The 20,440-nt window shown below is 61.4% G+C and carries 20 protein-coding genes and 2 tRNA genes; 7 read left to right on the top strand and 15 right to left on the bottom strand.

Features of this window, described 5'->3' with window-relative positions; translation table 11 throughout:
- The 5 genes from ABF757_RS11095 to hemE form a co-directional block, all read right to left on the bottom strand.
- A tRNA-Pro gene (locus ABF757_RS11095) sits at positions 1 to 77 on the bottom strand.
- A gap of 58 nt (positions 78 to 135) precedes the next feature.
- Entirely contained in the window at positions 136 to 720 is a 585-nt protein-coding gene (locus tag ABF757_RS11090) for an LOG family protein (protein ID WP_415482390.1), read from the bottom strand.
- A gap of 79 nt (positions 721 to 799) precedes the next feature.
- Positions 800 to 1,252, bottom strand: coding sequence for a protoporphyrinogen oxidase HemJ (gene hemJ, locus ABF757_RS11085; RefSeq protein WP_025861353.1), 453 nt, complete (start codon positions 1,250 to 1,252; stop codon positions 800 to 802).
- Between the two features lie 6 nt (positions 1,253 to 1,258).
- A complete protein-coding gene (locus tag ABF757_RS11080) occupies positions 1,259 to 1,936 on the bottom strand; it encodes an HAD family hydrolase (RefSeq protein WP_415482389.1) in 678 nt (225 codons plus the stop codon).
- A gap of 17 nt (positions 1,937 to 1,953) precedes the next feature.
- Complete coding sequence (gene hemE / locus ABF757_RS11075) at positions 1,954 to 3,033, bottom strand: uroporphyrinogen decarboxylase (protein ID WP_025861352.1); 1,080 nt, start codon at positions 3,031 to 3,033, stop codon at positions 1,954 to 1,956.
- A gap of 367 nt (positions 3,034 to 3,400) precedes the next feature.
- Between hemE and ABF757_RS11070 the strand changes: the two genes are divergently transcribed.
- Complete coding sequence (locus ABF757_RS11070) at positions 3,401 to 4,036, top strand: Maf family protein (RefSeq protein WP_415482388.1); 636 nt, start codon at positions 3,401 to 3,403, stop codon at positions 4,034 to 4,036.
- Between the two features lie 98 nt (positions 4,037 to 4,134).
- Positions 4,135 to 4,210 (top strand) — tRNA-Ala (locus ABF757_RS11065).
- A gap of 395 nt (positions 4,211 to 4,605) precedes the next feature.
- Here ABF757_RS11065 and ABF757_RS11060 read toward each other — a convergent pair.
- The gene (locus ABF757_RS11060; protein WP_415482386.1) at positions 4,606 to 5,016 is read right to left on the bottom strand and encodes a hypothetical protein; all 411 of its coding nucleotides are present in this window, start codon (positions 5,014 to 5,016) and stop codon (positions 4,606 to 4,608) included.
- 101 nt (positions 5,017 to 5,117) lie between these two features.
- The gene (xseA, locus tag ABF757_RS11055) at positions 5,118 to 6,614 is read right to left on the bottom strand and encodes an exodeoxyribonuclease VII large subunit (RefSeq protein ID WP_415482385.1); all 1,497 of its coding nucleotides are present in this window, start codon (positions 6,612 to 6,614) and stop codon (positions 5,118 to 5,120) included.
- A gap of 61 nt (positions 6,615 to 6,675) precedes the next feature.
- Between xseA and purD the strand changes: the two genes are divergently transcribed.
- Entirely contained in the window at positions 6,676 to 7,944 is a 1,269-nt protein-coding gene (purD, locus tag ABF757_RS11050; RefSeq protein WP_415482384.1) for a phosphoribosylamine--glycine ligase, read from the top strand.
- A 53-nt stretch (positions 7,945 to 7,997) separates the two neighbouring features.
- On the opposite strand, the gene rimI is transcribed toward purD, so the two are convergent.
- The 7 genes from rimI to uvrA all read right to left on the bottom strand — a co-directional run bounded on the left by rimI (position 7,998) and on the right by uvrA (position 16,371).
- The gene (gene rimI, locus ABF757_RS11045; protein ID WP_415482383.1) at positions 7,998 to 8,450 is read right to left on the bottom strand and encodes a ribosomal protein S18-alanine N-acetyltransferase; all 453 of its coding nucleotides are present in this window, start codon (positions 8,448 to 8,450) and stop codon (positions 7,998 to 8,000) included.
- Between the two features lie 2 nt (positions 8,451 to 8,452).
- The gene (gene tsaB, locus ABF757_RS11040) at positions 8,453 to 9,169 is read right to left on the bottom strand and encodes a tRNA (adenosine(37)-N6)-threonylcarbamoyltransferase complex dimerization subunit type 1 TsaB (RefSeq protein ID WP_415482382.1); all 717 of its coding nucleotides are present in this window, start codon (positions 9,167 to 9,169) and stop codon (positions 8,453 to 8,455) included.
- A gap of 2 nt (positions 9,170 to 9,171) precedes the next feature.
- Positions 9,172 to 9,753 carry a malonic semialdehyde reductase gene (locus ABF757_RS11035; RefSeq protein WP_025861345.1) on the bottom strand — a complete coding sequence of 194 codons (582 nt, stop codon included), beginning with the start codon at positions 9,751 to 9,753 and terminating at the stop codon, positions 9,172 to 9,174.
- A 171-nt stretch (positions 9,754 to 9,924) separates the two neighbouring features.
- On the bottom strand, positions 9,925 to 10,485 hold the full coding sequence (locus ABF757_RS11030) for a NifU family protein (protein ID WP_025861344.1): 561 nt from the start codon (positions 10,483 to 10,485) through the stop codon (positions 9,925 to 9,927).
- Positions 10,486 to 10,628: 143 nt separating this feature from the next.
- Entirely contained in the window at positions 10,629 to 11,738 is a 1,110-nt protein-coding gene (locus ABF757_RS11025; protein WP_415482394.1) for a YVTN family beta-propeller repeat protein, read from the bottom strand.
- 482 nt (positions 11,739 to 12,220) lie between these two features.
- Positions 12,221 to 13,048, bottom strand: coding sequence for a creatininase family protein (locus tag ABF757_RS11020; protein WP_415482392.1), 828 nt, complete (start codon positions 13,046 to 13,048; stop codon positions 12,221 to 12,223).
- Positions 13,049 to 13,326: 278 nt separating this feature from the next.
- A complete protein-coding gene (gene uvrA, locus ABF757_RS11015; RefSeq protein WP_415482381.1) occupies positions 13,327 to 16,371 on the bottom strand; it encodes an excinuclease ABC subunit UvrA in 3,045 nt (1,014 codons plus the stop codon).
- Between the two features lie 176 nt (positions 16,372 to 16,547).
- Between uvrA and ABF757_RS11010 the strand changes: the two genes are divergently transcribed.
- The 4 genes from ABF757_RS11010 (at position 16,548) to ABF757_RS10995 (ending at position 18,994) form a co-directional block, all read left to right on the top strand.
- Complete coding sequence (locus ABF757_RS11010) at positions 16,548 to 17,483, top strand: tetratricopeptide repeat protein (protein WP_415482380.1); 936 nt, start codon at positions 16,548 to 16,550, stop codon at positions 17,481 to 17,483.
- A 3-nt stretch (positions 17,484 to 17,486) separates the two neighbouring features.
- On the top strand, positions 17,487 to 18,194 hold the full coding sequence (locus ABF757_RS11005) for an LON peptidase substrate-binding domain-containing protein (protein WP_415482379.1): 708 nt from the start codon (positions 17,487 to 17,489) through the stop codon (positions 18,192 to 18,194).
- A 62-nt stretch (positions 18,195 to 18,256) separates the two neighbouring features.
- Positions 18,257 to 18,454, top strand: coding sequence for a Trm112 family protein (locus tag ABF757_RS11000; RefSeq protein ID WP_025861085.1), 198 nt, complete (start codon positions 18,257 to 18,259; stop codon positions 18,452 to 18,454).
- A 42-nt stretch (positions 18,455 to 18,496) separates the two neighbouring features.
- A complete protein-coding gene (locus tag ABF757_RS10995) occupies positions 18,497 to 18,994 on the top strand; it encodes a hypothetical protein (RefSeq protein ID WP_415482377.1) in 498 nt (165 codons plus the stop codon).
- 19 nt (positions 18,995 to 19,013) lie between these two features.
- On the opposite strand, the gene ABF757_RS10990 is transcribed toward ABF757_RS10995, so the two are convergent.
- Complete coding sequence (locus ABF757_RS10990; RefSeq protein ID WP_415482391.1) at positions 19,014 to 20,249, bottom strand: multidrug effflux MFS transporter; 1,236 nt, start codon at positions 20,247 to 20,249, stop codon at positions 19,014 to 19,016.
- Positions 20,250 to 20,440: the final 191 nt, after the last annotated feature.

The following is a 20,440-nucleotide window of genomic DNA, read 5'->3' as shown; positions in this document are numbered from 1 at the left end:
TGGTCGGAGTGAGAGGATTCGAACCTCCGGCCCCTGCGTCCCGAACACAGTGCTCTACCAGGCTGAGCTACACTCCGATGCGGTGTGCTGGCTATACAGCGCTCAGCCCCGTCAGGCAAGAGCAGATTTACAGGCTTACAGCGTATCCATCGGCACAGGGGCACCCTGTTCCTGCCAGACCGAGCAGGCCAGCGCCGTTTCAACATCCGGTACTACCTGTAAAAGCGCACGAGACTGTTCCGAGGCAAAGCCCTGCTTTACCGCTGCTTCCAGCATGGCCACCACAGCCTCGCCCCAGCCAGCGGTATTGACCAGAATAATGGGCTTGTTATGCCGCTCAAGCTGACGCCATGTCAGGATTTCCATCATTTCATCAAACGTGCCGAAACCACCGGGCAGAATCCAGAATGCTTCAGCCCGGGCGAACATGATCTGTTTGCGCTCGTGCATGGAGGTGGTGACAATCAGCTCCGATACGCATTCATGCATTTTTTCGCGTTTGGTCAGAAATTCGGGAATAACCCCCGTAACCTCTCCCCCTGCACGAATGACGGAATCCGCCACAACACCCATTAGCCCATTGGCACCACCACCATAGACCAGCCGGATTGCCTCGCGGGCCAGCAGCTTGCCTGCCTGCTGGGCGACATCCTGATAAACCGGATCATTCCCCAGCCGGGAACCACAGAAAACAGCGATCGTGCGTGCGATAGAGGACATTCTCGAATTTTCTCCCCAATACGGCGGAACAGGCAGCATAAACCAGCTTTAAGAACCGGAGTAAAACCCGCCCGGTCTGTCAGAACGGCCTGACCACAACCATGATGACAATCACGATCATGAGCAGGGTGGGTACCTCATTGGCAAAACGGTAGAATTTTTCTGACCGGGTATTGGCATCATTGGCAAAATCACGCCGCCAGCGCGCGCACAGGCCATGAAAGCCGGCCATCAGCACCACACAAAGTAGTTTAAGGTGCCACCACCCGCCATGCCAGTCCACGGCCCCCGGTGTCAGAACCAGCAACCCACCAAACAGAAAGCTTGAAATCATGGCTGGCGTGCTAATCGCCCGCAGCAGGCGGCGTTCCATCAGCTTGAAACGCTCACTTTCGGCCGTACCCGCCATGACCTGACAGTGATAGACAAACAGCCGGGGCAAATAAAACATCCCGGCCATCCACGCCATCACGGACATGATGTGAAAAGCCAGCAGCCAGCGCGTCCAAGGCAGAAGGGCATCAATAACCATCAGGGACTATCCTTGCCCGTTCAGCCGCTCAAGCACAGCCGGGAATTCGGACAGGTGCTCAATCCGCAGCACACCGAGCAGTTCCGGCGGGGTTTTTCCGGGCTCAACCAGCATCACGCAGGTCATGCCAGCGGCCAGTGCCGCCTGCGCACCGGGTAGGCTGTCTTCCAGCACGACACAGGCTTGTGGGGCAACGCCCTCCTGCCGTGCGGCTGTCAGGTAAATATCAGGCCGAGGCTTGGGGGCTCCCACATCCACGGCGGAATGAACACGATCACCAAAATACGGGCCAAGGTTGGTGGCCGCAAATTTGACCGCCATTTCTTCCATGGATGAATTGGTACCCACCCGCATGGGCAACCCCATGGCCCGTACCGCATCCAGCATGGCATAAACGCCCGTTACTGGCTTTGCGCCTTTTTCCATGGCGGCAACAAAACGGGCCTGCATCATGGCGGCCCAGTCGGGCGCAAGGGTTGTGCCGGTTTTCTGTTCGATCATGCGGCGGATCAGGGGCAACGCCATACCGGAAAACGTTTCAATGCTGTCTTCATCCGACACCATCATACCCGCTTCCCGCGCGGCCTGAGCGCATAGGCCGCAGGTTGCGGCCTCGCTATCCACCAGAACACCATCGCAATCGAAAATCACCAGTTCGACCGCACCAGCTCGGGCCACACGCATTACCTGATCCTTCGGCATCAGGGTGTTTCCCGCAGGGTGCGCACGAGGTCTTCCACATGTTCGACCGGGGTTTCAGGCAGCACGCCATGGCCAAGGTTGAATACATGCGCCCGACCCCGCCCGGCCTCGCGGATAGAAAGCGCTTCGCGCCGCATGGGCTCACCACCAGCCAGAACCGCCACAGGGTCGAGATTACCCTGCACGCCGATTTTTTCAGGCAGGAGGGGAAGGACAGCCTGCATATCGGCCCCCGTATCGAGCGCCACCACATCCACCCCGGTTTCACGCGCATATTCCGAGATCATCACCCCGGCCAGACGTGGAAAGCCAACAATACGCACATGCGGGTGCCGTGCCTTGACCGCCTGCACAATCTGCCGTGTGGGGGCAATGACATGCCTGCGGAACTCGGAGGGAGGCAGCAGACCAGACCAGGAATCAAACAACATGACCGCTTCAGCCCCGGCCTCGACCTGAGCGCATAGATAAGCCGCTGTGGTTTCCGTCAGCAGCGCGATCAGCCGGTCGAACAAAGCTGGGTCTTTAAACGCCATCTCACGGGTAATGGCGAATTCACGCGAGCCTTTGCCTTCAACCATGTAGCAGGCCACCGTAAAGGGCGAACCCGTAAAGCCCAGCAGCGTTGTGCCACCCGGTTTTGCAGCGCCGACGGCTTGCGGCCCGTCCAGAATACCACGCAGGCGTGTCAGGGTTTCCAGCACCGGGGCCGTGGCTTCGGCTATGCGTGCGGGGTCCAGTGCCAGCAGATCCTGTTCGGAACGGATGGCACCCAGCACCGGGCCGGTTCCGGCAACAAAACGCAGTGACTGCCCCATGGCCCACGGCAGAATCAGGATATCGGAAAACAGAATGGCTCCATCCATGCCAAAGCGGCGGATCGGCTGGAGGGTGAGTTCCGTTGCGATATCGGGCGTCATGCAGCGGGTCAGAAAGTCGGCTTTTTCCCGCATGGCCCGGAATTCCGGTAAAAACCGGCCAGCCTGGCGCATCAGCCACATCGGCGGCGGCCAGAGTGCCTCACCATTGAGGGTTCTTAGCAGACGTTTGGCGGAGGGGATGGAAGCTTGCGTTGTCATGGTCTGAAGTCCTGCACGTCTTTATCCGCCCTGTCCACGCCCCATTTCCTATAAAAAAGAAAGAAAAGAGATTGAGATTGTTTAAGGGTACTGTGGATGACGGGGTACCCGGTATTCCAAAAACGTACCCCGTTTTTCCCACAGTGTGTACAGTTTACAGGGCCTTGCAAAACAAGGGTTTTTGAAGGTTATCCCGAATTATCCAAACTGAGCCTGTGTACAACTCACCCGTTCATGATATTGCAGAGTTGTTCCCGGTACTCGGTACGCCCCTGTTCTGTTTTCCGTACAGTCCACATGTACCCCGGTACTCAGGAAAGTACTCACAGCCCTCCGATACGCCAGTACCTGAAAGAGACTCGATTCCATGACAGCTTTAGTACTAAAGCCGAATCCATTACAGGACAGGGCCACGTCACTTCTGCTGGCGAGTGGTTCTGCTGCCAGAAAAAGGCTTCTGGAAAATGCCGGTCTGGCTTTTGGCATTGTGCGACCTGAGGTGGATGAACACGCTATTCGTGAGCGGGCTCATGCACGGGGCTGCTCGACAGATGACACAGCATTGGAACTGGCCATAGCCAAGGCGCTGGCCGGTGCGGCGGATAGTACAGCGCTGGTTATAGGCTCAGATCAGATGCTGTCCTGTGAAGGGCAGTGGTACGACAAGCCCCCCACACTGGAACAGGCCGCCCGCCAGCTTCAAGCGCTGCGAGGCCGAACGCATACGCTCCATACAGCCGTGGTGTTGTGCCAAGGCGGGCAGGTTGTCTGGCAGCATGTCGAGCAGGCGCATCTGAGCATGCGGGCGTTTTCTGATTCGTTCCTTGAGCAGTATCTGGCACTCGAGGCGGAGGCCTGCCTGTCCTGTGTAGGGGCATACAGGCTGGAAGGGCCGGGCCTGCTTTTGTTTGAACAGGTGCGCGGAGACAGCTTTTCCATACAGGGTCTGCCGCTGTTGGCGCTGGTTGCCGCCCTGCGGGACATGAAAGTGCTGATGACGTAAAAATAATGTCTTGTCAGCCTGTTCGGAAGGCGGTAATAGCTCCACCACGCACGGTGGTCTCCCCCAAAGAGGCTGCTAAGCCGGGCGCTATAGAGTGTGGGGCCATAGCTCAGTTGGGAGAGCGCCTGAATGGCATTCAGGAGGTCGTCGGTTCGATTCCGATTGGCTCCACCAATATCTAAACCCCTGCCGGTTCTGGTCAGGGGTTTTTTTATGCCCTTTTTCTGGCGAACATAGAGCGGATATTTTGGCAATTCCATGACCTGCCAAAAGGAAGTTTATGCGCCCTTATCTGCCGGATTGGCTTTCAGGCAGATGAGGGTATGGTTTTGCCCTGTATTTTCGAAAACAGCTTTTATTTTTTGATGAAAACCGGTTTTCATTACCGCTTTTTCCTACAGGATAGAGCTGTTTTTACGAAGTCAGGTAAAAAATTTCATGAATTAGACACGATATTAACGAAAAATTATGAAACCTGCCTGTCATGAAAGACAACAGATTTACCCATAAAAACAGGGAAAATCCGTTTTTTAATCAAAAAGGATAAGAAAGCAGATTTTTTCCGCCTTTTAACGGCAGACGCGCTGCGTGCCATCTGCTGCAATATAGGTGCCTGTCTGGGTGTTGTAGCAGGCGTTCTGCGTGCAACTGTTGCCCGAGGTCAGGGGCTGCGGGTAGTTCTGCACGGCCATGGCCATGGCCTCACGCGCGGCGGTGCCACAGAGTGGTGTGTCATGGGGTGCGGAGGGGTCGTTCAGTTTGGAGGCTTTTCCCGTATCGGACGAACTGACAGGCGCCATGGTCTGAGCCGCCTGTGTGGGCGGGGTGGGGCCGAATGTCTGCGGTACAATCTGGCTGGCCTTCTGGGGCTGTGTGCAGCCGCTCAGCATGAGTGCTAGAACTCCGGCCAATGCGCCTGGCAATACCCATGACCGGATACGCTCCTGCATGCTGGTACTGCCTGATGAGAAAAGAGACATGGTTCGGTTTCCGGTTTGTGGTGTCAACGCCCTGTCCGGGGCAGCATAACCCCGTGTACAGGCCGGGTTCAATGCGTGTACGCGTGGCATGGTGGTGGTGTTCAGAAATCCAGCATGCCCTGTGCCGGGGTGGTGCGGCCAATGGTGGCTTCCTGCGTGCCATCGGCAAAGGTCAGGGTAACGTGTTCGCCGTTTTTCAGGGCAGCGGCTCCAGTAACCGGGCGGCCCTCACGGCTTACCAGCGCATAGCCGCGTGCCAGAACCGCCATGGGCGAGACTGCCTCCAGCCGCCCGACCACGCCGGAAAGGGCCAGTCGTCTTTCGCGCAGCAGGGCCGCAAGCGGGGCGGTGGATAGGCGTCCGCCCGCAAGCCGTGCCACACGGCGCTGGAGTGTGGTGGCAAAAGCGGCCTGCAAGGCTGCCTGCTGGCTCATGAGCCGGGCAGTCCGTGCGGCCAGCAGGGTTTCAAGCGAAGGCATGCGGCGTTCAACCCGCACCAGTTCCGTACGCCTACGCTGGGTTAGGGCTGGCAGGGCCGTTTCCAGCCGGTGTGCGCGTTCATCCAGTCTTAGCCGCGCGGTCTGGAGCAGGCTTGGTAGGTCAGGCAGGCCACTGGCGGCGCGGTCCAGCCTCAGGCGGGCAGTCTGGAGCAGGCGGGAGAGCGCCCCCAGAGCGCGGGCGTTGCGGTGGCCTAGATCCGCCAGCAGTTCGGTACGGACTGGTACGGCCATTTCTGCCGCCGCTGTAGGGGTAGGGGCGCGGCGGTCCGAGGCAAAATCGATCAGCGTGGTGTCGGTTTCATGCCCCACGGCGGAAATAAGTGGAATCCGACAGGCTGCTGCCGCCCGCACCACGCTTTCTTCGTTGAACGCCATCAGGTCTTCCAGCGAGCCACCGCCGCGTGCGACAATCAGCACATCAGGCCGGGGAATGGCGCCGCCGGGCTCAAGCTGGTCAAAACCCTGTATGGCGGCGGCTATGCGGTTTGCCGCTCCCTCGCCCTGTACCGGCACTGGCCAGACCAGAATGGGCCGGGCAAAGCGCCGCAGAACAGTCGTGCGGATATCATGCAGCACAGCACCCTGAGCCGATGTCACAACCCCGATAACCCGTGGCAGCAGCGGCAGGGGTTTTTTACGTGCGGGGTCAAACAGCCCTTCCTGCCCGAGCCTGAGGCGTAGGCGCTCGATCCGGGCCAGTAATGCGCCTTCCCCCGCATATTCCATGCGTTCGACAACAAGCTGGTAGCTTGAGCGCTCGCCATAGGCGGAAATCTTGCCTGTAGCGATAATCTCCAGCCCGTTTTCGGGTTCCAGCCCCAGACGGGAGACAGAGCCGCGCCACACCACGCCTGAAATCTTGCCCTGTTCATCCTTGAGCGAAAAATACAGATGCCCCGAAGGGTAGCGTTTGAACTCGGTTATTTCCCCACGCACCCGCACGCGCCCGAACGTACCTTCCAGAGTACGGCGAATGGCACCCGATATTTCGGATACGGTGTATTCCGGCACATTGCCGCCGGACCCGGCATTGCCCTGCCCGCCATGGGGTGCAGCGTTGCCGGAGAAAGCGCGGGACTGTTCAAAATTTTCGTGCATGGCTCAACCTATGCTACAGACGCACGCCCTGAAAGAGTAATGATACAGCGGGAGAGAAAGAATGCGCGTATTACTGGTTGGCTCCGGTGGACGGGAACATGCCCTGGCCCAGACCCTTGCGCGTTCACCGCACCTGTCCAAGCTGTTCATAGCGCCGGGTAATCCCGGCACCGAGGCGCTGGGCGTCAATGTGGCGATTGGCGTGCAGGATGTTCCCGCACTGGTGTCCTTCGCGCTCGAACAGCAGATCGACCTGGTTGTGCCGGGGCCCGAAGCGCCTCTGGTCGAAGGTCTGGCCGATGCCTGTGCTAGTGTTGGCCTGCCCTGTGCGGGGCCGACACAGGCCGCCGCCCGGCTTGAGGGCAGTAAGGAATTTACCAAGGAAATCTGCGATGCAGCGGGTATTCCTACCGCGCGCTGGCAGTCTTTCGATCGGGCGGAAAACGCCATTGCCTATGTGCGTGAGCGTGGCGCGCCGATTGTGGTCAAGGCCGACGGGCTTGCCGCGGGCAAAGGCGTTGTGGTGGCCGCAACCGTGGAAGAAGCCGAGGCCGCCATTACCGATATGATGACCGGTGGCTCGCTGGGGGCCGCGGGTAATCGTGTGGTGATAGAAGACTGCCTTATGGGTGAGGAAGTCTCGCTCTTTGCTTTCTGCGCGGGTGAGACAGCCTATCTGATCGGGGCCGCACAGGACCACAAGCGCGTGGGCGATGGCGATACCGGGCCTAATACCGGTGGCATGGGGGCGGTATCGCCCCCCAAGGGTTTTGGCCCCATTGAGCAGGAAGCAGCGCTCGACCTGCTGGTACGCCCGATGCTGTGCGAAATGGTACGCCGTGGCACCCCGTTCAGGGGCGTGATTTTTGCCGGGCTGATGCTGACGGATAACGGCCCGAGCCTGATCGAATACAATGTCCGCTTTGGCGACCCCGAGGCCGAAGCCCTCCTGCCCCGCTTGCAGTCAGACCTGCTGCCCGCCCTTTCCGCCCTTGCGGATGACAAGCTGGATGGTGTGTCGGTGTCCTTTTCCAATCAGGCGTCTGTCTGTGTGGTCATGGCGGCGCGGGGCTATCCGGCAGCGCCTGAAAAAGGGGCGGTCATTCACGGTCTGGAAGATGCGGCGGCTCTTGAAGGCGTGCAGGTCTATCAGGCTGGGACCATGCGCAACATGGCGGGCGAACTGGTGGTTTCAGGTGGCCGGGTGCTGGCCGTAACGGCTCTGGCCGATACGGTGCAGCAGGCGCGTGAGCGGGCTTATGCCGGTGTGGCCGCGATTTCGTGGGATGGCGCGCACTGGCGTACGGATATTGGCGCACGCGCGCTGTAAAAAGTATCCGCTAACCCGCCCGTTCCTGTGAACGAACGGGCGGTGCATTTGTATTACGCAGCCGTGCAGGGGCTTGAGAGCACTAGGGCATCGCTGCCATCGGCATAATAGTGGCGGCGCAGGCCCTGCCGGGTAAAGCCTGCCTGTTCATACAGGCGGCTGGCCGCCTCATTCTGTGTTGAGACTTCCAAAAACAGGGTGTTGGCCCCTGCCCGTGCGGCAACTTGTCGGCCCTGTTCGACAAGGCGGCGGGCAAGGCCAAGCCTGCGGCTGGCGGGCAGGATGCAGAGTGTGAGCACTTCCGCTTCATCCGCAATACAGCGCAACAGGATGAAACCCGCAGGCTTGCCCTGTGTGCAGGCCAGTAGGGCCGTTGTGCCGGGCGAGGCCAGAAGGCTGGCCATGGACGCTTCATCCCACTGTTCGGCCGGGGAAAAACACGCGGCGTGAAGGCAGGCCAGCACGGCAGCATAGGCCACGCCCACGGGCTGGAATGTGGCCTGCATGCTCAGACCGGTGCAGCCCGCAATCCGTCAGCAGGCAGTTTGGCTTCCGGTGGGTCCACGTAAAGGGGCAGAGCCTTGAGTGGGGGCAGATCGCCCGCCAGACGGCGCAGGGCCGCGCTGGCAATCTGCGCAGGGTCTGGCGTGCTGGATGCACTGCGCACTGGCTCATCGAACGTCAGCGCCTCGGCGGCGTCTCCCGCTATAAGCCAGCGGCCCTGCGGGGTCTGCCAGTCGGCGACACTTACGGCCTGCAAGTCGCCCTGATTATTCTGCACAAACACCCGGCCCCGGCGGGCGGAGGTCACAAGCAGCCAGCCCGCAAGCCCGTCATGGCCTGCCAGTTCGGCATCCAGTGCCGGGGCCAGCGCTTCAGCCCGGCTGACACCAACCAGTTCCGCCCCAACACCCAGCGCATAGCCTGCGGCCACGGCGCATGAGGCGCGCAGCCCGGTAAACGAACCCGGCCCGACCACGACTGCAACACAGTCCGGTGTGGCCGGTGTGGAGGTGGGGTTATCGGTATCGGGTGGCGTGTTCCAGCCAGCCTGCTCGAGTGCTTGGGCGGCCAGCAGGTTGCTGCCCTCCGCCGCCTGCTTTCCGGATTCCTCACGCTGGCTGATAAGGCTTAACGTGGTGTCGTGCAGCTCAAGACAGGCCGCCAGCCCTCTGGCGGCATCTCCGGCCGGGCTGGCATCCAGTACGAGAAAACGCCTGACCATGCTCAGTCCACCACGCGGCAGGCCTGCGCGAAGTCCAGCCGTGGTGCGCGCGGGGGCAGGCCGGTCAGATCACCATGGCCGAGGCAGAGCAGGAAATTGGCCCGCCAGCCGCTTTCGGCCAGAAAAGCATCTTCCACCATCGACTGGTCAAAGCCTGAAATGGGCAGAACATCCAGCCCCAGAGCCCGCGCGGCCATAAGGACGTATGCTCCCTGCAACGTGCCGTTACGAAAGGCGGTTTCTTCCGACAGGCCAACATCCGCTGCAAACCACGAGCGCAGGTCTTCGCCGGGGCAGAGAAAAGGCAGTTGTTCGAAAAACAGCGGGTCATGCGCTACAATGGCAATGACCGGCGCACCCATGACACGGTTGACATTCCCGGCTGAAAGAGCCGGGCGCAGGCGCTCGCGAGCCTCGGTGCCTTTCAGGAAAACAAGCCGCACGGGAGAGCAGTTACCCGAGGTCGGGCCAAGGCTTGCAAGGGCGTAAAGCTGGCGCAGCACGTCATCTGACACCGGGCGTGTGCTCCAGCGCCGTGGTGTGCGTGCCGTGCCAAAAAGCTGGTCGAGGGCGGACTGGGCCATGGCGCCATCGGGCAGGGTCTCGGCGGGCGAGCTATCCGGCAGGGCGCTGTCACCCGGTGCGACCCCGCTATCCGCAGGGCTGGCCACGGCGCTGGCCGGTATGCCGTCATGGGCCGGGGTATCGCCCTGCCCGCCTGTCTGCTGCACGTCGCGCTCGTCCGCCATGGCTGCTTAGTCCACCTGTTCGACAGAAACCACTTCAGGCACGTAATGGCGCAGCATGTTTTCCACCCCGTGCTTGAGTGTCGCGCGTGAGGAAGGGCAGCCCGAGCAGGCGCCCTGCATGGTCAGGCGCACCACACCGTTGCGATACCCGCGGAAAACGATGTCCCCACCATCACCCGCCACGGCCGGGCGCACGCGCGTATCCAGCAGTTCCTTGATCTGGGTGACGATTTCGGCATCTTCAGGTGCAATAGCGTCTTCGGTAATGCCCGTGCCATCGGCAACGATGGGCAGACCCGCTACGAAATGATCCATCAGCGTGGAGAGAACCAGCCCGCGCAGTTCTTCCCATTCCGTGCTGTCCGCCTTGGTGACGGAAACAAAGTCATTGCCAAGGAAAACCCGTGCAACACCGGGGATGGCAAACAGCGCATCCGCCAGGGGGGAGCGCCCGGCTACGGTATCGGCATCGATAAAATCGACCGTACCCGCGTCTCCCATGACAGCGCGGCCAGGTAGGAACTTGAGCGTGGCGGGGTTGGGGGTGCCTTCGGTTTCTATGAACATGCTTGCCGGTTCCGATCAGTGGGGCGTGTGCCGTGTTGTTGCCTTACATGCCTATTCAGTTGGCACCGGAATAAGGACAACACAAGTCCTGTACGGGAATTGCCGCCCTTACCGGGCCAGATGGCGGTAAGGGCGGGTGTTGCTCAGCGCAGGATGCCAGTATGGCCAATGCTGTAGCGGCCGGGCTGGGGCCATACGGTCAGACCGTGAGGTTCCGCTCCGACAGGGATTTTGATGACAGCGCCGGTCTGGGTATCGAAGCGGTACACCACATCGTCAAACCGCCCTGAAAGCCACAGGCTTTTGCCATCCGCACTGACATTGCCCATATCCGGGCTGCCGCCACCGGGAATGGGCCAGTTGGTCACAACCTTGTTGGTGGCGAAGTCGATAATGGACACACCACCCGCCTTGCTGTGCGGGCGGCCATGGATCAGGTGCGAGCCACGATTGGCCACATACATCTGCTTGCCGTCACGCGTGGGGTACAGCCCGTGCGTGCCCACGCCAGTATGGATGAACCCGGTCTGGCGGAAGTTGTCGCCATCAACCATGAACACGCCATCGGCCATCATGTCGGCCACGTAGAACGTACGGCCATCAGGCGAGACAAGAATATCCTGCGGCATGCCGCCAGAGGAGAGCTTGAGATAGCCCAGCACCTTGCGATTGACCGTATCGACCTTGACGACATAGCCGCCAAATTCGCAGGTGAAGATCGCGTAGCGCCCATCAATGGAAAATGCTGCGTGGTTGATGCCAGCGCAGTGCGGCGCTTCCACCGAACCCTGAAGCACCATGCTGTGCGGGTCGCGGAAATCGAGCCGGCGGCGGGCTTCCGCCACCACAATGGCGGAGCGGCCATCGGGGGTGAAATACATGTTGTAGGGGTCATCCACCGTTACCGCCGGGCCGGGCTTGCCGGTGCGCGGGTTGATGGGGGTCAGGCTGCCATTGGTGCTGCCTTCGGCATTGTTGGTGGCCCACAGGGTGCGCAGGTCCCATGACGGCACCACGTGCTGCGGCCCACGACCGACCTTGAAATGGTCCACCACCGTATTGGTGGCCGGGTCAATGACAGATACGTCGTTCGAGCGCAGGTTGGGCACGTAGATACGGGCAAGATCCTGCGCCACTTCCGGGGCAATATGGCCGGAGGCCGTCTCGCTATACAGATTATGCGGGTCGATCACGGGCGGCATGCCGGGAATGGTCTGTGCCGGATCGCTATGGGTTATGGCCTGTTCGGGCAGGGGCGTGAGCGGAACATCGTCAGCCTTCGCCGCCACGGTGCCCGGTGCGGGAACGGTAGTGGCTTCCGGCGCGCTGGGGATGGTCGCGGGCGCTGTTGTGGCCGTGGTGGCGGTGCTCGGGGCAGCCGCTCCGGTGTACCCCGCCTGCGGTGCCGTGGCAGGGGCGGCCTGTGTTACAGGGGCCGTGGCCGGGGTTGCGGTTTTTGCTGCGGGCGCGTTGCTGACCGGGCGGGAAAGATCGCTCTGCCAGTTCCAGTCCTGCGCATGGGCTGCCAGCCCGCCCAGTGTGGCGTTTGCGGCCATAAGCCCTGTCAGGGCCGCTGCCGATGCCAGATACCGTTTTACACCCATGACATTATGCCTTTTATACGTGCCTTGCGGGGCTGTCCCTTACGGGGCCGTTGCCCCGAAAAACCGTGGCTGTGTCTAGCATGGCGGCATGGTGAGCGTCCATTCGGCGGACTTTAAATTCCCTTTACGCTTTAGGGCGGCGGCGTGCGTGCGGCCTCTATGGCCTGTGTTGCGGCCCGAACCTGCATGTCCAGTCCCGGTTGCCCCAGTGCGGCAGATGCCCCGCGCGGATCGCCCCCATAAATACCTTGTGCAGCCGTGGGGGCAGGCCCCGCGCGCAGGGCCTGCTGGCGTACCATGGAGGGGTCAACCGCCAGCATCAGCGCCGTATCGGACAGTTCCGCATGGAGCCCGACCTCTTTTTCATGGCCATTTTTTTTCAGCCAGTCGGCATATTGGTGGGGCAGGACATCGTAATAGGCGCGAACATACAGTGCCTTGGCACCCGTGCCACGCCATGCGGTGTTGAGCGTATCCGCCGCCTGTTTGAGCTGGGCCTGATACCCCCCGTGGTCTCCCAGCAGTACCACAAGGGTAAAGCCCTGCACGCGCAGGCTTTCGGCAGCGGATTGCACGAGTTTTTCAAACACATCGGGGGGTATGCTCAGCGTGCCTGCAAAACGCATGTGGCTGGTGCGGGGTTTTGTACCACCTTCGGGCACATAGGCCATGACCGGGGCGACCAGCGTATTCCCTGCCGCTCGGGCAATACGCTCGGCCTGCGCTAGAACACGCACATTATGTTTGCCAACGGCGATATACGGCCCGCTCTGTTCCGTGCCCCCTACGGGAATGATGACGGTGGTAACGCCACAGGCCAGCCCATCGCGGATTTCTGTCCATGTGCGCTGCTCGAACAGAACCGAGGCGGGTAACTGGCGGCATGCGGAGGCTTCTGCCGCATGGGCCGGGGCGGAGGGCGTGCATGCCACCCCTAGTCCTAAACTCAGCCCGGCCATGAGGCCTAACAGGGTTTTCACTGCTGGCGGTGCCCTCCGTGCTGGACGGTTCGGGCTGTTTGCATGTCGTGTATTTTCGGCCCGCATGCTGGTGTCAGGCACGGCCTTGCGCCCTCTGGTTACGCTCATATCCGGTGCCTTTCCCTGAGAGCAGAAGCCGGTTGTATCCTTGCCCCGGTAGTAGGTGGTTCCTGACAGCGCGGGTCAACTGGGCAGGTTGGCCCCGGAGGGGGCAAGCCGTGCTCCGGGGTTGCGCGCAGGTGGTGCCGGGCATGGGGTTAGGAGGCTGCTTTCTTGGTGGTTGTTTTGGCAGCCGTCTGGGGGGCAAGGTCCAGCATGGGGGCAAGAAAACGCCCCGTATGGCTCTGGGCGCAGGCGGCAATGGTCTCGGGTGTTCCTTCGACCAGAATACGCCCGCCGCCGCTGCCTCCCTCCGGCCCGACATCAATAATCCAGTCAGCGGTTTTGATAACTTCGAGGTTATGCTCGATCACCACCACCGTATTGCCCTGATCTACCAGCGCGTGCAGCACTTCCAGCAGCTTGCGCACGTCCTCGGTGTGCAGGCCGGTTGTGGGTTCGTCCAGAATATACAGCGTACGGCCCGTGGCCCGGCGCGCCAGTTCCTTGGACAGTTTGACGCGCTGCGCTTCACCGCCTGACAGAGTGGTGGCCTGCTGGCCCAGTGTCAGATAACCCAAGCCAACTTTTTGCAGGATGGCCAGCCGGTCGCGGATGCGTGTCTGCGCGGAAAAGAAGGGGTAGGCTTCATCCACGCTCATGGCCAGCACATCGGCAATGCTCTTGCCCCGGAAGCGGATTTCAAGCGTTTCGCGGTTGTAGCGTGCCCCCTTGCAGGTATCGCAGGTTACATACACATCGGGCAGGAAGTGCATTTCAATCTTCAGCAGCCCATCGCCCTGACAGGCCTCGCACCGCCCACCTTTGACGTTGAAGGAGAAGCGCCCCGCCTTGTAGCCGCGCGCCTTGCTTTCGGGCAGTTCGGCAAACCAGTCGCGGATGGGGGTGAACAGGTCGGTATAGGTGGCGGGGTTTGAACGCGGGGTCCGTCCGATGGGGGACTGGTCGATATCAATAATCTTGTCGAGCAGTTCCACACCCCGGATACGCTGATAGGGCTCGGGCGTGGTGGCCGTGCCCATGAGCTGGCGCGACAGGGCGCGGTACAGCGTATCCAGCACCAGAGTGGATTTGCCCGAGCCCGAAACCCCGGTCACGCAGGTAAAGGTGCCAAGGGGAAAGCTGGCGGTGACATCGCGCAGGTTATGCCCGCTGGCCCCTTCGAGAATGATCTGGCGTTTTTTGTCCACCTTGCGGCGCGTGGTGGGCACATCAATACGCCTGCGCCCGGATAGATAGGCCCCTGTCAGGCTTTCAGGCACGCGGGCGACTTCTTCTGGCGTGCCAGCGGCAATTACCTGCCCGCCATTGAGCCCGGCTCCCGGCCCCATATCCACCAGCCAGTCCGCACTGCGAATGGCGTCTTCATCATGTTCAACCACAATCAGCGTGTTGCCCAGCGCCTTGAGCCGCTGCAACGTGCCCAGAAGGCGCTCGTTATCGCGCTGGTGCAGCCCGATAGAGGGCTCGTCCAGCACATACAGCACGCCTGTCAGCCCCGAGCCGATCTGGCTGGCCAGCCGGATGCGCTGGCTTTCCCCACCGGACAGTGTGGCCGACCCGCGTGAGAGGGTCAGGTAATCCAGCCCTACATCGTCAAGGAATTTCAGCCGCTCCGTGATTTCACGCAGGATGCGCTGCGCAATATCCGCGCGTTGGGGGGTAAGGGTGGGCAGCACGGCGGCAAACCAGTCCAGCGCCTCGCCAATAGGCAGGTCGGATGCCTGCGCGATGGTTGCATTCGCCACCCGCACGGATAGCGCTTCGGGTTTGAGCCGTGCGCCATTGCAGGCATGGCAGGGTTTGTCTGACTGATAGCGCGAGAGTTCCTCGCGCACCCACATGCTGTCAGTGGCGCGCAGGCGTTTTTCAAGGCTTTTCAGCACGCCTTCAAACGGTTTGGTTACGGCGTAAGCCTTGCGGCCTTCGCGGTAGGTGAACACCACGCTCTCATCCACCCCGTCCAGAATACCGGTGCGTGCGGTCTGGGGCAGGTCCTGCCAGGGGGTGTCCATGTCGATGTCAAAATGCGCGGCCAGACTTTCGAGCGTTTGTTCCAGCAGGGGGGATTTGGCATCCTTCCACGGGGCTATGGCTCCCTTGCTGAGCGAAAGCCGTGTATCGGGCACCACCAGTATGGGGTTGAAAAAGGTTTCAGACCCCAGCCCGTCACAGGCGGGGCAGGCCCCCTGTGGTGCGTTGAAGGAGAACAGGCGGGGTTCAATTTCCTCAAGCGTGAACCCGCTGACCGGGCAGGAAAAGCGCGAGGAAAAAACCAGTTTTACGGCGTCTTCTTCATTGCCGTCGCGGCGCACTTCTTCGGCATAAACAATGCCGTCAGACAGGCCGAGCGCTGTTTCCAGACTATCAGCCAGACGGGTCTGTATGCCTTCCTTCACCACCAGCCTGTCCACCACCACTTCCACCGTGTGGCGTAGCTTGCGGTTCAGGCTGGGGACTTCGCCAATATCGTACAGCGTGCCGTCCACCCGCACGCGGGTAAAGCCCTTGCGCTGGAGTTCGGCCAGTTCCTTGCGGTATTCGCCCTTGCGGTCACGGATGACGGGGGCCAGCAGCATCAGGCGCAGGCCCTCGGGGAGCGCTACAACCCGGTCCACCATCTGGCTGATGGTCTGTGCCTCGATAGGTAGGCCCGTTGCGGGGGAATACGGCACACCCGCGCGCGCCCAGAGCAGGCGCATGTAGTCATAGATTTCGGTTACGGTGCCAACCGTGGAGCGCGGGTTTTTGGAGGTGGTTTTCTGCTCGATGGAAATGGCGGGAGAAAGCCCCTCGATGGAATCGACATCGGGCTTGCCCATTAGTTCCAGAAACTGCCGCGCATAGGCGGACAGGCTTTCCACGTAGCGGCGCTGGCCTTCGGCATAGATGGTATCGAACGCCAGAGAGGATTTGCCCGAGCCGGAAAGCCCGGTCATGACAGTCAGCCGGTCGCGTGGGATGTCGATGTCGATATTCTTGAGGTTATGCACCCGTGCGCCGCGCACACGAATGGCCTGCGGTCCCCAGCCCTGCGGCAGGGCCGCCTGTGTGCCTGCTGATGGCACAACTGCGGTCTGTGGTTGTGCGGCGGGCGGCAGCGTGGCCGGGCTGTCCTGGTTTTCCGGTATGTCCTGCTCCGGGGTGGCCCGGGTTTTACGCCGTTTTGGTGACTGTGCCATTGAACGCCCTGCCGCTGTTCCTGTTTTGTCCTAGTATGGGGCCAGAATGGCGTTGCGCGCAATCCTTCCCCGCCCGATACCCCTGAGCCCTTGCCCTGTGGGGCAAGATTGCCCATCTAGGACAGCAAGAACAGACACGCCACGGCGCGCCGTGGCCAGAGCAGGGAACAGAACCGATGGAACAGCTGATTGGCCAGCCGGATACGGCAGGCGCACAGGCGGATCTGATTAAGGACGGCACGCAGGACAGCTTTATCAACGATGTGATTGAGGCCAGCCGCTCCGTTCCGGTTCTGGTGGATTTCTGGGCGGACTGGTGCGGGCCGTGCAAGCAGCTTGCCCCCGTGCTGGAAAAAGTCGTGCGTGCGGCCAAGGGCAAGGTGCGGCTGGTCAAGGTTGATATCGAGGCCAACCGCGCGCTGGCTGCCCAGCTTGCGCAGGTGGGGCTGCCGCTCCAGTCCATTCCGCTGGTGGCGGCGTTCTGGAAAGGCCAGATCCTTGACGTATTTCAGGGAGCCCTGCCCGAAAGCGGCGTGAAAAAATTTGTCGAGACGGTGCTCAAGGCCAGTGGTGGTGGCACCCTGCCCGCTACCGAACGGCTGCAGGAAGCCGATACCGCGCTGGAAACCGGCCGGCCGGATGTAGCGGCGGAACTGTATTCCTCGGTTATTGGCGAGGAAGAGGAAAACCCCCGCGCATGGGGTGGGCTGGTGCGCGCCATGCTCGCACTGGATGATGAGGAATCCGCCGCCGCGGCTCTTGCAGACGTGCCGGAAAAAATTACCAACGCCCCCGATGTGGCCGGCGCGCGCGCAGCCCTTGAACTCAAGCGTGAGGGACGGCAGGCGGCTGAAGCCATGGAAGGCATTCAGGCCCGCCTTGCTGCCAACCCCGAAGATTTTGAGGCTCGTTGCGAACTGGCTACGGCCCTGAACGCCGCAGGGCGGAGGGAGGAAGCCGCCGCCGAACTGCTGCATGTCATCCGTGCGGACCGGGGCTGGAAAGAGGGTGCCGCCCGCCAGCAGCTTCTGCGGTTTTTCGAGGCGTGGGGGCATGATGACCCCGATACGCTGGCGGCCCGCCGTCGCCTGTCCTCCCTGCTGTTCTCGTAACTCATGGGCACGCGCGTTTCTCCTTTCGCGGAAGATGATATTCCCCGGCGGATTCCGCGCGTACAGGATATGACGCTGGCGGACATGCCGCCGGAGGTGGGGCTGTTTCCGCTTTCGGGTGTGCTGCTCTTTCCACGCGGGCGGCTGCCACTGAACGTGTTCGAGCCGCGCTATGTGGCGCTGGTGGAAGATGCACTGGCTACCAACCGCCTGCTGGGGCTGATCCAGCCCCGCTGGCGTGAGGAAGATGACGAGGAAAATCTGGCCCCACCCCTATATGGCGTGGGCACGCTGGGGCGTATTTCCTCCTTTACCGAGCGGGCTGATGGCACCTACGCCATTACCCTGTCGGGGGTTACCCGCTTTCGGCTCCTGCGTGAGACCACGCCGCGCCGGGGCTACCGTATCGGGCGGATCGATGCCTCCACCTTTGCGGGGGATCTGAACGAAATCCCCTCCGAACCGTTTGACCGCACCCACCTGCTGGACTCCATGCGCCGCTATTTCCAGCGCAAGGGCCTGGATGCCCGCTGGTCACTCATAGAACAGATGGATGACAGCATGCTGCTGGTCACCCTGCCCATGATCTGTCCTTTCCCTCCGGCGGAAAAACAGGCATTGCTTGATGCGGCAAGCCTGACCGAACGCGTGCGGGTGCTGCAGACACTGCTGGATATGGCCGGGCCGGAACACGAAGGCCCGCCATCCTGAAGGGGCGGCACATCACGGGCAACGGGTCTGTGCTGGCAAGAAACATGTGGGGAAAGCTGTCCATGTCCGATACCGCAACCGCAACCGCGCCCATCGATGCGCGCCTGCTGTCCGTGCTGGTGTGCCCTGTTACCAAGGGGCCGCTGACCTATAACGCCGCCACGGGCGAACTTATTAGCGAAAAGGCGGGGCTGGCTTTTCCCATCCGTGATGGCATTCCCGTGATGCTGCCCGATGAGGCGCGCCGGATCGAAGGCTGAGTTTTCGGTTTTCTGGTTTTTCTTTCGTCGCGGGCGATACGCATGGTTCTGGACAGACGGTGTCGCAAGGTTGGCGGTGGCAGGTTCTGGCACACGGCCATGGGCGGCCTGCTGGTGCTGGGGCCTTTGCTTGCCGGGTGCCGTACCCCCATCGAGGGCGATAACATAGACCTGCCTTATGAGCGGCCGGGCCGTTTTCTGCCCGAAGCGGCCGAGGCCGAGGCCCGTGCTGCCCAGCGCGATGTGGAGCGGCAGGAAAAGCTCGAGCAGGAGCGCGACCGTCTGGCCGCGGCATCGGGGCATCCGCGGATCAAACCGCCACCGCCCAAGCCTGAGGAACGCTACGAGGTCGTAAACCCGGATGCAGGTGGCACCGCCGGGCCCATGCGTTTGCAGGACGGCCATACCGTCACACCGCAGACACAGGCCATTTACGGCAAGCCCCCCAATACCCTCAACACGACCGACCCCGGCACGTCTTCTTTCAAAGGGACAACGCGCCGGAGTAGCCGGTCATCCTCCACGGATTCCAGCGACTGAGGGCACTCAGGGTGGGGCGTTACGCTTCCTGTTCGTGCTCGTTTGCATCCGTTGCCTGACGGCGCAGGATGTTGCTGGCCGCCATGCACAGCGCGCCGGTTGTCATGCCGATGGCGGTTGGCAGCGCGCCATGCTGGGGCATAAGCCCTACCAGCACGCTACTGAGTGCGCCCAGCGCGAACTGGAGTGTGCCCAGCAGGGCCGAGGCACTGCCTGCATGCTGCCCATGGCGTGAAAAGGACAGCACCGTGCCGTTGGGGCCGATAAAGCCCAGTGCCGCCGTAATGCTGGTAATCAGCATACAGGTCAGCAGCGGATGGTTTGGCCCCGCCACTCCCATGACAGCCAGCACAACAAATACCCCGCCCAGCAGGCAGGACCACAGAATGGCCGCCTCCAGAATGACCGGCATGGAAATACGGTGAACCAGCCTGCCGTTGATCTGTGTGCCCAGAATAAAGAACGAGGCGTTAACGCCAAAAAATATCCCGAAGGCGGAGGGAGAAAACCCAAGCACCTGCTCGAACAGAACAGGGGCACCGCCCAGATAGGCAAACATGACAAAGCTGGAAAAGCTCGTGATCAGCGCATTGGACAGAAAAACCGGCTCGGCAAGGATAGAGCGGTAGCGGCTTAGAATATCTGATGGTGCAAGCCGGATACGCCGTTCAGGGGCCAGCGTATCGGGCAGCATCACCTGTGTTGCGATAATGGCGAGTGCTGCATAGACCGCCGCCACCCAGAAGATATTGCGCCATGAGCCGAATTTCAGCACCAGGCTGCCAAGGGTTGGCGCCAGTATGGGCATGACGCCAAACACAAGCGTAAGCTGGGCCATGATATGCGCGCCCTTGCGGCCTGTGGCCACATCGCGCACCGAGGCGCGCGGAATAACGGCACTGGCCGATCCGCCAAGCGCGCTTAAAAAGCGGAAAAAGCAGAACAGCTTATAGTCATGCACCAGCGCGCAGCCTGCGCTGGCCAGCCCGAAAATGCCCAGACCAATGATAAGCGGCACCTTGCGGCCAAACCGGTCGGAAAGCGGGCCTTGCGAGAACTGGCCGATGGCCAGTCCCAGAAACCACGCCGCCAGTGTCATCTGGGCTGATCCCGGGCCGTGGGCCATGTCAGAATCAAGCTGCGGGAAGGCGGGCAGGTACATGTCCGTCGCCAGCGGGCCAATGGCGGTAACCAGACCAAGCAGAACGATAAGAGGAAATGTCAGGGTAGGAAGAGGGGGTACGTTTGCGCGCATGTAGGAAACAACAATGGCTGGGGCGGAAAGCGGCACATCTTTCTCCCGGCTGTGCGCTTTGTCCACTGTTCTATGCGGGAGGCGGCTGCGACAAAACTGGTCAGCCAATAGAAAAGGGCGGCCATGAACCATGGCCGCCCTGCCGGTACAACTGCCTGAAACTGGCGGTTATTCGGGCTTGGGAGCATCCT

It is taken from the genome of Acetobacter papayae, from assembly GCF_047721125.1.
Classification (GTDB): Bacteria; Pseudomonadota; Alphaproteobacteria; order Acetobacterales; family Acetobacteraceae; genus Acetobacter; species Acetobacter papayae.
This window is presented reverse-complemented; position numbering and strand designations above follow the sequence as displayed.

Excerpts from the sequence above, each read along its gene's own strand:
- ABF757_RS11080 (WP_415482389.1), bottom strand. The coding sequence starts at position 1,936 with ATGCGTGTGGCCCGAGCTGGTGCGGTCGAACTGGTGATTTTCGATTGC.
- ABF757_RS11060 (WP_415482386.1), bottom strand. The coding sequence starts at position 5,016 with ATGTCTCTTTTCTCATCAGGCAGTACCAGCATGCAGGAGCGTATCCGG.
- ABF757_RS11035 (WP_025861345.1), bottom strand. The coding sequence starts at position 9,753 with ATGGCCCAGTCCGCCCTCGACCAGCTTTTTGGCACGGCACGCACACCA.
- rimI (WP_415482383.1), bottom strand. The coding sequence starts at position 8,450 with ATGCAGGCCACATTCCAGCCCGTGGGCGTGGCCTATGCTGCCGTGCTG.
- ABF757_RS11005 (WP_415482379.1), top strand. The coding sequence starts at position 17,487 with ATGGGCACGCGCGTTTCTCCTTTCGCGGAAGATGATATTCCCCGGCGG.
- ABF757_RS11020 (WP_415482392.1), bottom strand. The coding sequence starts at position 13,048 with ATGGCCGGGCTGAGTTTAGGACTAGGGGTGGCATGCACGCCCTCCGCC.
- ABF757_RS10990 (WP_415482391.1), bottom strand. The coding sequence starts at position 20,249 with ATGCGCGCAAACGTACCCCCTCTTCCTACCCTGACATTTCCTCTTATC.
- ABF757_RS11000 (WP_025861085.1), top strand. The coding sequence starts at position 18,257 with ATGTCCGATACCGCAACCGCAACCGCGCCCATCGATGCGCGCCTGCTG.
- hemJ (WP_025861353.1), bottom strand. The coding sequence starts at position 1,252 with ATGGTTATTGATGCCCTTCTGCCTTGGACGCGCTGGCTGCTGGCTTTT.
- ABF757_RS11010 (WP_415482380.1), top strand. The coding sequence starts at position 16,548 with ATGGAACAGCTGATTGGCCAGCCGGATACGGCAGGCGCACAGGCGGAT.
- ABF757_RS11030 (WP_025861344.1), bottom strand. The coding sequence starts at position 10,485 with ATGTTCATAGAAACCGAAGGCACCCCCAACCCCGCCACGCTCAAGTTC.
- ABF757_RS11090 (WP_415482390.1), bottom strand. The coding sequence starts at position 720 with ATGTCCTCTATCGCACGCACGATCGCTGTTTTCTGTGGTTCCCGGCTG.
- ABF757_RS11070 (WP_415482388.1), top strand. The coding sequence starts at position 3,401 with ATGACAGCTTTAGTACTAAAGCCGAATCCATTACAGGACAGGGCCACG.
- tsaB (WP_415482382.1), bottom strand. The coding sequence starts at position 9,169 with ATGGTCAGGCGTTTTCTCGTACTGGATGCCAGCCCGGCCGGAGATGCC.
- xseA (WP_415482385.1), bottom strand. The coding sequence starts at position 6,614 with ATGCACGAAAATTTTGAACAGTCCCGCGCTTTCTCCGGCAACGCTGCA.
- ABF757_RS10995 (WP_415482377.1), top strand. The coding sequence starts at position 18,497 with ATGGTTCTGGACAGACGGTGTCGCAAGGTTGGCGGTGGCAGGTTCTGG.
- uvrA (WP_415482381.1), bottom strand. The coding sequence starts at position 16,371 with ATGGCACAGTCACCAAAACGGCGTAAAACCCGGGCCACCCCGGAGCAG.
- hemE (WP_025861352.1), bottom strand. The coding sequence starts at position 3,033 with ATGACAACGCAAGCTTCCATCCCCTCCGCCAAACGTCTGCTAAGAACC.
- purD (WP_415482384.1), top strand. The coding sequence starts at position 6,676 with ATGCGCGTATTACTGGTTGGCTCCGGTGGACGGGAACATGCCCTGGCC.